The sequence below is a fragment of the Ruoffia tabacinasalis genome (assembly GCF_005864045.1).
Classification (GTDB): Bacteria; Bacillota; Bacilli; order Lactobacillales; family Aerococcaceae; genus Ruoffia; species Ruoffia tabacinasalis.
In genome coordinates, this window is sequence record NZ_VBSP01000029.1 from 18,380 (window position 1) to 30,502 (window position 12,123).

Here is a 12,123-nt window from a genome sequence, read left to right on the forward strand (position 1 = left end):
ATATAATTACCATTGTATAGTTTGACTAATTATCATAAGGGTGATTTAATAATATTAAAGTAATCCTAATACATTAAAGTATTCGTTTGAGTGATTCTTATTCTAATTGTATTCGCTTTACGCTATGTTCCAATAGTGATGCTTATCTTTTAATAGGTATACATTTTTGGAAATCTAATCTTCGAAAGGGGTAGGTCTAATTAAAAATAACCTTATTAATTTTTTACATTTTTTACCTTTTCTAGTTTACGTAAATTTACTATTTATTTTATTCAGTTTACCTTTGATAACTCTATTCCCTAGCCTTTTCGCTTTAGTTCATGTGATCGATGGCTATTTTTCCAATGATGAATTAACGAATTCATCGTTATTTTTTCGATTTAAAAGCGCATTTAAACAACTGTGGAGAAAAAGCCTTAAATTTGGTTTGATATCTCTCCCTTTTATTTTAATCATTGGATTAGATATACTCATTCTTAGTTCAGTTACAACTCAGAGTCCGCTCGTTATCACATTTAAATATGCTTTAATTTTTCTTAGTCTCATAATTTACTGTATTTTTCATTTTTCACTTTATATTTTTGCAAATCATTCAGTTACATTGAAGAAATCTATAATAATTGGATTTTTACTAACGATTAAAAATCCTGTTATGTCATTACTGATAATACTAGCGCATTTGATTATAATAGTGACCGCATTTTTCCAGCCTGGTCTAGGTTTGTTATTAATGTTCAGCGCACCGATTTATATCGTAAATTATGTTTGTCACCGTTTCATAAATTTTAAAGAGGATTTACAATGAAAAAAATTATTAATTTATTAATCACCTTTGTAATGGCTTTTTCATTTATTAGTATAAATAAAAGCGCTCCCGTTTCGACTCAAGAAAATGGGGAAGTGGTTGGATTAGATTTCTGGACATTTTGGGGTTCAGAACCACGTCGGAATGTTGTTGGTCATTTGGTGGAATAATTTAACTTAAGGAGGAGCGACATGCTAGAACATTACACAATGGCTTATGGGAAGAATCAAGAAGATAAATCGTATGATTTCTATCATTTATGGCAAGCGAATGAACAGGAAATTCAACAGATGCTTGATCAATTTGATATTCCTGAGGATTTTATAACGAGTGGTCTAGATTCTTACGAAGTTGCCCGGTGGGAGTCGTATAAAGGCGATGATGGAGATTTATACACCTTGGTACTCTTTAACTACCCCTTTAAAGAGCGAACACAAGACTTCCGTGACGTGTATCGTACTGCCCCTATCGCCATTGTATTTAAACCTGGTTTAGTCATTGTCACTAGTATCGATTCCTTAAAAACTCTCAATCACATTACAGAAATGAGATTGAATTCTTTTAACGGCTTAGATGAGTTGGGCCTAGTATTGAATATACTATGGTTTATCGCCCGATTATTCATTATTCTTTTAGAGGAAATCGACCGAGAAATTCGGGATTTAGAATCAGATGTCACAGAGTCTACTAAAAATGAAATCTTTTACACGCAAATGAAATTAAATAAAGCGCTCGTCTTCTTTAATTCAGCCATTAATAATGATCGGGATGTACTAGAACATCTAAAAGAACAGTTTAACCAGTTAGATATTGAGGATAATGACTTGCAGCATCTGCGTGATGTTAATGTTGAATTGCATCAAGCGAGTGGCATGGTGCATGAATTGAAGCAACTCAATGAAAAAGTGAGCGATATCTTATCGAATGTGGTCAATAATAATATGAACCAAGTTATGCGCGTATTAACCGTATGGTCCATTATTTTAACAATTCCAACCATTATAACCAGCGCTTGGGGAATGAACGTTCCTGTGCCAGGTGAAGAGGCTGCATCTTCAATGATTATCATTGGTATTACTACTCTAATTTTAGTGTTAATTGGTTACTGGCTGTTTAAACGGAATAAATGGCTGTAGAAGTAAAGCGGTCACGGTGATTAAAGTGATTAAATTATATAAAAAGGACTCATTTACCCGTTTAACCAGGTAAATGAGTCCTTTTGTTTGTCTAACCTAATATTTCTTCAGCTAAGGTACGGGCTATTTCATTTAAATTGTCACGATTACGACCTAATTCTAAGCGAATAATCGGTTCTGTAGCGCTCGAGATGAAGATATCAATTTCAGCATCTAAATCAGTTGTCCCTGCCGTTTCGATTGAGAAACGACTAATTGATTTATACGGAACACTTTGGATGTCACGCTTGCTTCCGACTCCTTGGATGTCAATTAAGATAAGACGTTTGTTAGTGAACACAATAAAGTCACGAATCAATTTGTATGTTGAAACAACTTCTTCTGTTGACGTTAAAATATCTTGAATCACATTCATAGCACTCGCGTTATCGACTTTACCTGCTTTTCCTGTTAATCGATCAAATATTGACATGTCCATTCCTCTTTTCGTAAGTTTGTTAATCTAAGTATATCAGATTGCCTTACCGAGTTAAAAATTAATGCGTCGCTCCACCGATCACTTGAATATCGTCTTTATCATTGTATTCAACAATTGCTTTGATCGCTGCTTCAATTCCGCGAGCCATATCAGTTAATGACATTGCGGGTTGATTTGGTTTATCTAATACTTGTTCAGTCATGAATGGAATATGCATAAATCCTGCTTTTACTTCTGGGAACTCTTTATCAACTAAGTAAAGTGTTTGGTACATTATGTGATTACATACAAAAGTTCCAGCTGTGTTTGATACTGAGGCAGGAATGCCTACATTTTTCATCGCTTCTACCATTGCTTTAATTGGTAATTTTGAGAAGTAAGCTGGTTGGCCGTCTTCTTGAATAGCTAAATCAATCGGTTGGTTTCCTTCATTATCAGGAATACGGGCATCATCTTGATTGATTGCGACACGTTCTGGTGTTAAGCCCATACGTCCGCCCGCTTGACCGATATTTAAAACAACATCAGGTTTGAATTCATTCATTTTCTCACGGACAACATCTGCAGATTTGTGGAAAACTGTTGGGATTTCCAATTTTTCAATCTCTGCACCTTTAATTGTATCTGGTAATAATTTTACTGCTTCTATGGCAGGGTTCATTGCTTCGCCACCAAAAGGATCGAATCCTGTTACTAAAATTTTCATATAAAAACTCCTCCTGTTATATAAATGGTAAGTAGTACATTAAGATAACATGCACTACAATCATAATAAACGCGAATGGAACTTGGTCTTTAATGACTCCAAATTCACTCTTCATCTCTAATAATGCTACAGGTAATGCGTTAAAATTACCAGCCATAGGGGTCATTAAAGTCCCACAAAAACCAGCAGTCATTGCTAAAGCTCCTGCAATAATTGGATCCGCACCAAGTGAGAATACGAATGGCACACCAATTCCTAACGTAATAACGGTAAAGGCCGCAAAGGCATTCCCCATAACCATTGTGAATAACACCATACCTAAGACATATACTAAAACTCCCCAGAATCGACTTTCAGCTGGGATGACTCCTTGAACAAGTCCAGACACAACATCTCCAACACCTGCTGCAGTAAATACTGTACCTAAAGCACCAAGCAATTGAGGTAAAATACCTGTTGTTGATACCTGTTGAATCATGCGATCACTTTCTGGAAGCAATGTTTTTGGTCCACGACGAATAGTGAATAATAGTGTTATCGTCCCGATTAAAGCTCCAATACCTAAGACCGATTGACTTAATGCTGGGAAAATTTGGGCAATCAATAATGAAGATATCGCTAAAGTCATGACGGGTAAGAAGATACCATTACCTGTATTGTCAGCATTCTCTTTAACTTCTTTTTCCGGTGTGGCTTTGATTTCTCCGATCGATACTTGTTTGAATAAAGTAATTACCCCAATGATCAACACTAATACTCCATTAATGATATTGGGAATATAACTACCACCAACGAATAGGACTCCTAGAGTCGCCCAAAATAATGTCGTTCCGATACGTGTAGGATTCGTCTCATCGTTGAATACACGGTAAGCTGTATAAAGTAATTGTAAACCAATGACGATATACATAATTTCTAAAACTGTACTTGCAAATTGTTCCATTGATTTCTCCTCCTACTTTTTAGCTTTCGCTTTTTTACGTAATTGACGGTCAAAACGCCAGTTGAAAATGGCAGCTAATACTAATGCAATCACTGCAATTGGGATTGACGCAATGGCTAATGAGCTTTGGTTACCGTTTAAACCTAAGTCAATCAATGTTGCACTGATTAATTGAATTCCGGCAGATCCTGCGAATGTATTTTGCGCAAAGAAGTTACCATAATTATCCGCTGCAGATGCGCGTGCTTTAATTTTCTCAACGTCGTCTTCATCTAATTTACCATCCGTATCTGACTCCGCTGCTGCTTCTGCCATTGGATAGATCAATGGACGCACAAACTGTGGATGCCCACCAAGTCGAATTGAGAAAAATCCCGATAATTCACGGATCGCTTGATACACTGTAAACAAGCCACCTGTTGAGAGTCCTTTAATCTTTTCAATAAATCGAATCGCTTGTTCTTTTAGACCAAACGTCTCTGACAAGCCGATCATCGGTAAAGTTAAGAAGAACAAGGTTACAAAACGCTGGTTCGTAAATGCCTCTCCGAGTATCGTTAAAAATTCTGTGAATGAAATGCCTGATACTAATGCAGTAACAAGTCCTGCGACAACAACAGTTGCGATTGTATCAAATTTTAGAATAAAACCTATTATGATAATGACAATACCTATTAATTTAATCCATTCCATATCTATACCTCCTTAAACAATTTAAATTTATTAAAATGTTCACCTATTTTACCATACATGAAACAAATTTGATCCCCTTGCTGATTATCTTTATGAAAATATAATAAAAGTAGACTCTTTAAATCCTTTTCAATTAAAGATATAATAGAATAAATATATTAGAAAAGAGTTTATAACATGAAAATCCAACGTATCAATTCCATTCACTCACCTTTGGCAGATGATTTGGAAACTTTATATATCAATGCCTTTCCTTCGTATGAACGCAAACCTTTTGAATCTTTATTCTCACATCAAGAAACTGGTTTTGCTGAAGTCTTCGCAATTACTGAAGACGAACGCTTTATTGGTATGATTTCAACTTTAAAAAGTTCTCAATTAATTTTTGTTGAATACTTTGCAATTTCTCCTGAATATCGCAGCCTAGGTTATGGTTCAAAAGTTTTATCACTTCTTAAAGAAAAATATCATGACGTGAATATTTGCTTAGAAATTGAAGTTGTTCAAACAGATGAAGGTATCATAGAGGAACGCTTACGTCGCCTACAATTTTACGAGAAGAATGGCTTCCAACAATTAAATATGATTGTGAGTTTATTTGATGTAGAATTTGAATTGCTAGGTACAAGTTCGGAGATAACTTTTGAAGAATATTTTACTTTATATGAACAAATTCATGGAGAAACATTTAAAGACAAACTTTATTTAATTCAATAAAATACCGAGGTGCTTTTATGAATAAAAAATATTTAAATTACTCATTACTTGCTCTGATACCCTTTTTGATTATTATTGCAATTGTTATATTCAATATGAATGCCATTCAACATCTGGATAATCTTATTACGCTTGAAATTGTTTCTTGGCGGACACCCCTATTAAGTTCATTCTTTAATGCCGTAACAATTCTTGCGAATCCAATGAGTGTCGTTTCGACGGTCGTTATTTTGGCGGTGATTGCTTACCTTTTAACTAAGAGAATCGATTTACCACTATGGATCTTAATTACAAATGCGATTGGGAGTTTGGCATTGAATCCACTGGTTAAAAATATTGTTCAACGAAGTCCTCCAAATGAAGCGATTCGAATGGTGAAAGAAAGTAGTTATTCTTTCCCGAGTGGTCATGCGTTTTCTTCGATGGTTGCTTTTGGTTGCGTCATTGTGTTACTCATTCTGTCCCTCAAACCAAGCGTGTTTCGTCATATTCTGATTGTATTCGCCTTTTTAATTGTTTTATTCATCGGTTTTAGCCGAATTTTCCTTGGAGTGCATTATTTTAGTGATGTGCTGGCTGGTTTCTCTTTTGGTTTATTCTGGTTGTTGCTGTCACTTAGCTTTTTTCTGGCAAGAAGACCAGAGATTAAAGCTAAAAAGTAAATGCGACAAGGTTGTATAGTATAATTATGCACAAAAAATCCTCGGATATTCTCCGAGGATTTTTTTATAGCCGATATGAATCTGCTTCTGGAATTTGAGTAGGTGAGACAAAGACGTAACCTTGCTCTTTTAAGTGAGGTATGAGTGCTTTAATTGCCTCGGTGGTTGATAATTGAGTGTCATGCATTAAGATAATTGATCGATGTTGTAAGTGATTAGCAATATGCTCATTAGTTATTTGTTCATCTTTACTTAACCAGTCTTCTGAATCAACATTCCAATATATAGGTTCCATATCTGGGTAAAGTTTCAACATTTTCTGACGACCATTACCATAAGGCGAGCGGTAGATATTTGGCGTTACGCCTGTAGCATCCGCAATGATTTCTTGTGTGATTTCAGTCTCGTGTTCAACGTCTCCCATATTTAATAAATCAAAATTTGCGTGTGAATAGGAATGGTTTCCAATTTGATGCCCTGCTTCAACCACTGCTCTGGCGATATCTGGATTGGCCTCGACTGAGCGCCCTAAAAAGAAAAAGGTGGCTGTAACATCATGTTCATCCAAGACTTCTAGGATCTCTAAGGTGTTCTCAGTGGGGCCATCATCAAAGGTAAGAGCAACTAACGGCCGCTCATCAATAGGAGAGCCCGTTAAAGGAGCCGATAAACCACGTGAATTAAAAATCGCATCTGATATTGCCTGATTGGATTCAAGTAATTCAGAATGTTTAATTAAATCTTCGGCGTAAATACGACATTTTTCCATATATTTATCAATCACTGCTCTAGTTTGTGGATGTTTTTGGTTTTTTAAAAGCACTTCTTCCACTTTAGAAAAAGTTTGGATTTCTTGATCTAAAGAATCTAAATCTACTTCTTCAGATAAGTGTTGAATCTGGTCACTTGCTGTTTCGATTTCATTAAAGGTTGTTAGAATCTGATCATAATGAGAGTAGATTGTTTCTGTGAGAGCATCTTCATCGGAAAAAGGTAATTGCTCTTTTTGTTCGGCTACTAATTGGGGCGTCACTGCTTCATTTAAAGGAAGCCCTTCTTTAATTTGTTCACCGATAATAATTGGTTCATCACTTTGGTAAAGCTCAGATAAGTTGGCGATTGCCACTTGCTTCTCCTCTGCTAATTTTACTAGATGTTGAAGCCTGTTTCCTTGAACGCCTCCAACTTCTTTAGCGGTCACTTCAGCATTTTTTATTAGTTCTGGAGATATTTTTGGGTTCAAATACGTATTTCCCTCATCTAAATACAAGTCTTGTATGGCACTTGTCGCCAAATCAATACTTTGCACTTGTTGCTGATGATGTCTAGCAAATAATGCCGTCATTAAAACCGCAAAAATAACTGTCCCAATACTAATTAGCGTTGTTTGTGATTTTGTATCCATGTCTTTCAAATTCAGTCTCATTCAACTACAACTCCTTTAATGCGATAATTCAATTGTAACAGAGATAGTCTTTTTTTCAGGTATTATTTAAAATTTTAACAATTAATTCACATTTGAAGTTGAGTCCTTTCCAAGTAGTTGTTATTCATAAAAACGAGCGGTATAGTATATACATAAATTTTCTAAAAGGAAGAGATAAAATGAAAGATGTCATGATTATTGCAAATCCATCTTCTGGACAAAAACAAGCAGAAGACTATGCTCAACAAGCGAAAGAAATCCTTGAAGCAAATGGACGTTTTGCAACAATAAATATAACAGAATCCGGCGATGATGTTGTCAAATTCGCTCAAGAAGCTGCGCGCGAAACATATAATACTATCGTTATTTTAGGTGGTGACGGAACGGTTTCACTTCTTGCCTCGAGTCTTAAAGATGAAGATTATCGGCCAGAGATTGCCATTTTGCCGACTGGAACGGTAAATAATGTTGCACGTGCGTTAAATATCGAAATAAACTTGGATAAAGCTGTTAAGGATTTACCAAACCTTACTCCACAATCCATTGATGCAGGGCTTGTGAATGATCAAGTTTTCTTAAGTTTAGTTTCCACGGGAACAATTCCTGAAAGTGTCTTCGAAGTAAATGAAGAAGAGAAGGAACGCTTAGGTCCTGTCGCTTACTTAGTTGAAGGAATTCAAGCGTTAAACGAGCAAAAGAGTTACCGTTTCAGCTTAAATATTGATAATAAAGTCGATGAATTTGAATTAGATTTATTATTAATTGGCGTATCTAGTAGTGTGGTTGGTTTAACTAACTTCTTCAAAGATGCAAGCTATAATGATGGTAAATTACACATCTTTGGTTTAAAGAAAACGACTTTAGGAGATAGAGTTGGAAGTATTGCTAACTGGATTTTCGATACTGAGAAAGTTCAAAACAACGGTGTGTTAACGGTAGATGCCAAAAATATCAAGATCGAATTACTTAATAAAGACGTTAGTACACATGTGGCCGTTGATGGAGATAAAGGTCCTTCTTTCCCGGTGGAAATTAGCGTCTTACCTAACTATATCAATGTGCTAACTCCTGATCAAAAATAATTCGGATTCATTATTTAAATTTAATCTATAATAGGCAATAATAAAAGACCTTCACTGACGGAAGGTCTTATCTTGCATTATCCTAGCTGTTCAACAATTGTTTGGACAGCTTTTTCGATATTTTCTGGTTTTGTCGCAAGATTTAAACGAATAAAACCTTCGTAACCTTCACCAAACCATTCTCCGTAATCCACTGCGAGCCCGCATTTTCCCTGAATGAATTCGACCATCTCATCACTTTTTACTACTTTGCGTAAATCTACAAAGACTAAATATGTCCCTTCGAGTGGTGATACTGTAATTTCGGGTGCAAATTTTGTGAAGTAATCGCGAACGATTTCATAATTATGGTAAATGACATTCTTCAATGAGTCTATCCAATCCATACCATCCACATACGCAGCCTCGGTAGCAAATAACCCCATAATATTCGCTTCTGTTTTAATCATGGAATTTGCAAAATCATCATATTTTTGACGCAACTCATCGTCTGTGATTACGATATTACAATGGGTTAAACCAGCGATGTTAAAGGATTTAGACGCAGAGTTCACAGTAATGACTCGTGGGCGGTGAACTCCTTCAGAAACATTTGCTGCTGGGATATGTTGACGTTCAAAAGTAAAGTCTTGATGAATTTCATCAGAGATAATTAACACATTGTGCTTTTGGCAAATGGCGAATAGCTTCGCTTGCTCTTCTTCTGTCCACACTCGTCCAACTGGATTATGCGGTGAACAATGGATGTATAACCTTACCGATTGATCGATAACTGCCTGTTCAAACCGTTCAAAATCAATGGTAAAATATCCATCGTTATTCACTAGGTCGACATTGACTAATCGACGATTTGTATCTTTAACCGCGTCACTAAAAGGATAATAAACAGGTGTTTGAATAATCACTGAATCATTTTCATCGGTGAAAGTGTATAATAGGTGGTAAATCGCTTGAACGGCACCTGTTGAAAAGCGAACCCATTCCTCTTTTATCGGGAAAGAGAAATACGTTTCCATCCAGTTATTATATGCTTGATAATATGATTTACCTGCAAATGTATAACCAAAAACACCATGTAATATTCGATCTTTTAATATTTTTGTAATAGCTTGACTCACCTTAAAGTCCATATCAGCGACCCATAAAGGGAGTAAATCTGCTTGACCAAAGCGTTCTTCTAATAGGTCCCATTTTAATGAATTTGTATGTTGACGCTCAACATAATACTTTTCTACAAACTCTTCTATTTCCACTCACATCTACCTTCTTTCTTCTTTCTTCTTTCTTCTAAAATCATCTAATCATTTTTACTCCTTCAAAGCAACTTCTAAGTCTTGAATTAAATCGGAAGAATTTTCTAAGCCGATAGACAACCTTAACAAATCAGGCGTTAAGCCATAGGATTCACGCAATTCTTTTGGTATGTCTGCATGTGTTTGTGTTGTTGGGTATGTAATTAAACTTTCAACCCCACCTAAACTTTCGGCATATGTAAATACTTGTAACTTCTCTAAGAATGCTCCCACTTTCGCTTCACCTTTTAAGCGGATGCTTATCATGGCACCTTTTCCAGCATATAACACATTTTTAACTTGTTCCTGCTGCTTTAACCAGGTCACAATTTCTTGCGCAGTTGCTTCTTGTCGGTCTAATCGAATCGGTAAAGTTTTCAAACTACGAATAAACAACCAACAGTCAAAGGCTGATAAAGTAGGACCGGTTGTATTCGATAACCAGCCTAACTTTTCACCCATACCTTTATCATTTGTAACGACCACTCCAGCTAAGATATCATTATGTCCCGTTAAATATTTTGTTCCTGAATAAAGTACAATGTCTGCACCTAATTCTAAGGGTCTTTGGCGAAGTGGCGTTAATAAAGTATTATCCACGAGTAATAGTGCTCCATGTTGATGCGTTAAATCTGCGATGCGTTGAATATCAACCTCTTGCATTAATGGATTTGTCGGTGTTTCAATGAATACCCCTGATATGTCATCGCTGATTAGTTTTTCAAAATCTGCCTCGGTTTCAAAGTAAGTAAATTGTGCTAAATTCTCTGCTTCAAGGTGATCAAAGTATCGGAAACTTCCACCGTATAAATCGCGTAAAACTAAAAAATGGCTACCTTGTTTAAAAAGTTGAAAAGCCAATTGAATCGCGCTCATGCCTGAACTTGTAACGACCGCTCTCTCGCCACCTTCTAAAGCTGCTAAGCCCTCTTCTAAGATATCTCGGGTTGGGTTATTCGTTCGTGTATAATCATATCCGGTACTTTGCCCTAAACCTGGATGAGCGTAAGTTGTCGCTAAGTGGATAGGAGCAACGACGGCTCCTGTTGATGGATCTTTTCGATTTCCTAATTGGACAAGTTTAGTATTGATGTGTGTTGTCATTTTATTTATCCTCCTTTAAAATATCTTCCAAATTATAATAAGTTCGTTGGTAAACCTCATTAAGCCAATTATTGTATAGAAGAAAGGCATTACTTTTCCACGTAAATTTTGGCGTTTTCGAATCATCGTCTCCTGGATAATAATTTTCTGGTAGAGCTATTTTACTTCCTGCCTCTTTATCGCGTTGATATTCCTGATGTAATGTTTCTCGGTCATATTCCAAGTGCCCTAATAAATATATGTCTAGATTGTCGGTTGTTGTAATAATATCTGGTCCAAATTTTGGATGTTTTGTTGTGATTCTCAAATCTTTTTGAGCTTGTATAGTCTCGATAGAAATTGAAGTATGGCGTGATTGTGGCACTTGATATGTGTCGTTAAAACCACGGAGTAAGGGGTGATCTGCTTCTAATACGTCATATTCATAAATACCAAACAACTTTTGTTCAAGCTTATAATTGTCGATGTCGTAAAAATAATTTAAGGCATACTGAGCTCCCCAACAAATAAATAATCGGGAGAAGACATTTTTTTGAGACCAATCTAATATTGTCTTCAGCTCATCAATATAATTGACTTCATTGTATTCAAATTGTTCTACAGGGGCGCCTGTAATAATAAGCCCATCATATTGTTGGTCTTTAATTTCATCAAACGTTTTGTAATATTGATTTAAGTGACTGATCGGTGTATTGGACGCTTCGTAAGTTGCTGTATACATTAAATCTACTTCTATTTGAAGCGGTGTATTACCTAATAATCGCAATAATTGCAGTTCTGTCGTTTCTTTTTTAGGCATGAGATTAAGAATGAGTATTTTAAGGGGACGAATGTCTTGAGTACGTGCCGTGCTCTCATCCATTGTCACTATTTGTTCTCTCTTTAATTCTTTGCGTATGGGTAATCCTTCAACAATTTTAATTGGCATACTCAACTTCCTTCCTTTTTTTAAATCGAGTAGGAGACTAGCCATTATTTGACTAGTCGACCTCTCACACCACCGTGCGTACGGTTCCGTACACGGCGGTTCAATACCTTGCGTAAGCAGACTCTACCAATTCGCTTAGTGGAACTAAGCC

At 36.0% G+C, this 12,123-nt stretch carries 14 protein-coding genes; 6 read left to right on the forward strand and 8 right to left on the reverse strand.

Annotated elements, in window-relative coordinates; all coding sequences use genetic code 11:
- Positions 1-214: 214 nt before the first annotated feature.
- The 3 genes from FEZ33_RS12995 to FEZ33_RS08230 are packed head-to-tail and all read left to right on the forward strand — an operon-like array spanning position 215 to position 1,941.
- Positions 215-805, forward strand: a complete 591-nt coding sequence (locus FEZ33_RS12995; RefSeq protein WP_369122675.1) for a DUF624 domain-containing protein — start codon at positions 215-217, stop codon at positions 803-805.
- Positions 802-975, forward strand: coding sequence for a hypothetical protein (locus tag FEZ33_RS12480; RefSeq protein ID WP_171031334.1), 174 nt, complete (start codon positions 802-804; stop codon positions 973-975). The genes FEZ33_RS12995 and FEZ33_RS12480 overlap by 4 nt, the downstream gene beginning before the upstream one ends.
- A 21-nt stretch (positions 976-996) precedes the next feature.
- Positions 997-1,941, forward strand: coding sequence for a magnesium transporter CorA family protein (locus FEZ33_RS08230; RefSeq protein ID WP_138404928.1), 945 nt, complete (start codon positions 997-999; stop codon positions 1,939-1,941).
- 91 nt (positions 1,942-2,032) lie between these two features.
- Here the strand turns inward: FEZ33_RS08230 and FEZ33_RS08235 are convergent, their stop codons facing one another.
- The 4 genes from FEZ33_RS08235 to FEZ33_RS08250 form a co-directional block, all read right to left on the reverse strand.
- Positions 2,033-2,413, reverse strand: coding sequence for a PH domain-containing protein (locus FEZ33_RS08235; RefSeq protein WP_138404929.1), 381 nt, complete (start codon positions 2,411-2,413; stop codon positions 2,033-2,035).
- 64 nt (positions 2,414-2,477) lie between these two features.
- Entirely contained in the window at positions 2,478-3,125 is a 648-nt protein-coding gene (gene pcp / locus FEZ33_RS08240; protein WP_138404930.1) for a pyroglutamyl-peptidase I, read from the reverse strand.
- A gap of 16 nt (positions 3,126-3,141) precedes the next feature.
- The gene (locus FEZ33_RS08245) at positions 3,142-4,068 is read right to left on the reverse strand and encodes a DUF979 domain-containing protein (protein WP_138404931.1); all 927 of its coding nucleotides are present in this window, start codon (positions 4,066-4,068) and stop codon (positions 3,142-3,144) included.
- A gap of 12 nt (positions 4,069-4,080) precedes the next feature.
- Positions 4,081-4,761, reverse strand: a complete 681-nt coding sequence (locus FEZ33_RS08250; RefSeq protein ID WP_138404932.1) for a DUF969 domain-containing protein — start codon at positions 4,759-4,761, stop codon at positions 4,081-4,083.
- 177 nt (positions 4,762-4,938) lie between these two features.
- On the opposite strand from FEZ33_RS08250, the gene FEZ33_RS08255 reads away from it, so the two are divergent.
- On the forward strand, positions 4,939-5,478 hold the full coding sequence (locus tag FEZ33_RS08255; RefSeq protein ID WP_138404933.1) for a GNAT family N-acetyltransferase: 540 nt from the start codon (positions 4,939-4,941) through the stop codon (positions 5,476-5,478).
- Between the two features lie 17 nt (positions 5,479-5,495).
- Positions 5,496-6,140: a phosphatase PAP2 family protein gene (locus tag FEZ33_RS08260; protein ID WP_138404934.1), complete on the forward strand. Its 645-nt coding sequence runs from the start codon at positions 5,496-5,498 to the stop codon at positions 6,138-6,140.
- A 64-nt stretch (positions 6,141-6,204) separates the two neighbouring features.
- Here FEZ33_RS08260 and FEZ33_RS08265 read toward each other — a convergent pair whose 3' ends face one another.
- Positions 6,205-7,566 carry a polysaccharide deacetylase family protein gene (locus tag FEZ33_RS08265; RefSeq protein ID WP_138404935.1) on the reverse strand — a complete coding sequence of 454 codons (1,362 nt, stop codon included), beginning with the start codon at positions 7,564-7,566 and terminating at the stop codon, positions 6,205-6,207.
- A 179-nt stretch (positions 7,567-7,745) separates the two neighbouring features.
- On the opposite strand from FEZ33_RS08265, the gene FEZ33_RS08270 reads away from it, so the two are divergent.
- Positions 7,746-8,648 carry a diacylglycerol/lipid kinase family protein gene (locus tag FEZ33_RS08270; protein ID WP_138404936.1) on the forward strand — a complete coding sequence of 301 codons (903 nt, stop codon included), beginning with the start codon at positions 7,746-7,748 and terminating at the stop codon, positions 8,646-8,648.
- A 77-nt stretch (positions 8,649-8,725) separates the two neighbouring features.
- On the opposite strand, the gene FEZ33_RS08275 is transcribed toward FEZ33_RS08270, so the two are convergent.
- From FEZ33_RS08275 to FEZ33_RS08285, 3 genes are read right to left on the reverse strand one after another with little or no spacing between them, the layout of a single operon-like run.
- On the reverse strand, positions 8,726-9,901 hold the full coding sequence (locus FEZ33_RS08275; protein WP_138404937.1) for a MalY/PatB family protein: 1,176 nt from the start codon (positions 9,899-9,901) through the stop codon (positions 8,726-8,728).
- Positions 9,902-9,955: 54 nt separating this feature from the next.
- Positions 9,956-11,044 carry an aminotransferase class I/II-fold pyridoxal phosphate-dependent enzyme gene (locus FEZ33_RS08280; RefSeq protein ID WP_138404938.1) on the reverse strand — a complete coding sequence of 363 codons (1,089 nt, stop codon included), beginning with the start codon at positions 11,042-11,044 and terminating at the stop codon, positions 9,956-9,958.
- Between the two features lies 1 nt (position 11,045).
- Positions 11,046-11,972, reverse strand: coding sequence for a homoserine O-succinyltransferase (locus FEZ33_RS08285; protein ID WP_138404939.1), 927 nt, complete (start codon positions 11,970-11,972; stop codon positions 11,046-11,048).
- Positions 11,973-12,123 lie beyond the last annotated feature (151 nt).

Excerpts from the sequence above, each read along its gene's own strand:
- FEZ33_RS12480 (WP_171031334.1), top strand. The coding sequence starts at position 802 with ATGAAAAAAATTATTAATTTATTAATCACCTTTGTAATGGCTTTTTCA.
- FEZ33_RS08230 (WP_138404928.1), top strand. The coding sequence starts at position 997 with ATGCTAGAACATTACACAATGGCTTATGGGAAGAATCAAGAAGATAAA.
- FEZ33_RS08235 (WP_138404929.1), bottom strand. The coding sequence starts at position 2,413 with ATGTCAATATTTGATCGATTAACAGGAAAAGCAGGTAAAGTCGATAAC.
- pcp (WP_138404930.1), bottom strand. The coding sequence starts at position 3,125 with ATGAAAATTTTAGTAACAGGATTCGATCCTTTTGGTGGCGAAGCAATG.
- FEZ33_RS08245 (WP_138404931.1), bottom strand. The coding sequence starts at position 4,068 with ATGGAACAATTTGCAAGTACAGTTTTAGAAATTATGTATATCGTCATT.
- FEZ33_RS08250 (WP_138404932.1), bottom strand. The coding sequence starts at position 4,761 with ATGGAATGGATTAAATTAATAGGTATTGTCATTATCATAATAGGTTTT.
- FEZ33_RS08255 (WP_138404933.1), top strand. The coding sequence starts at position 4,939 with ATGAAAATCCAACGTATCAATTCCATTCACTCACCTTTGGCAGATGAT.
- FEZ33_RS08260 (WP_138404934.1), top strand. The coding sequence starts at position 5,496 with ATGAATAAAAAATATTTAAATTACTCATTACTTGCTCTGATACCCTTT.
- FEZ33_RS08265 (WP_138404935.1), bottom strand. The coding sequence starts at position 7,566 with ATGAGACTGAATTTGAAAGACATGGATACAAAATCACAAACAACGCTA.
- FEZ33_RS08270 (WP_138404936.1), top strand. The coding sequence starts at position 7,746 with ATGAAAGATGTCATGATTATTGCAAATCCATCTTCTGGACAAAAACAA.
- FEZ33_RS08280 (WP_138404938.1), bottom strand. The coding sequence starts at position 11,044 with ATGACAACACACATCAATACTAAACTTGTCCAATTAGGAAATCGAAAA.
- FEZ33_RS08285 (WP_138404939.1), bottom strand. The coding sequence starts at position 11,972 with ATGCCAATTAAAATTGTTGAAGGATTACCCATACGCAAAGAATTAAAG.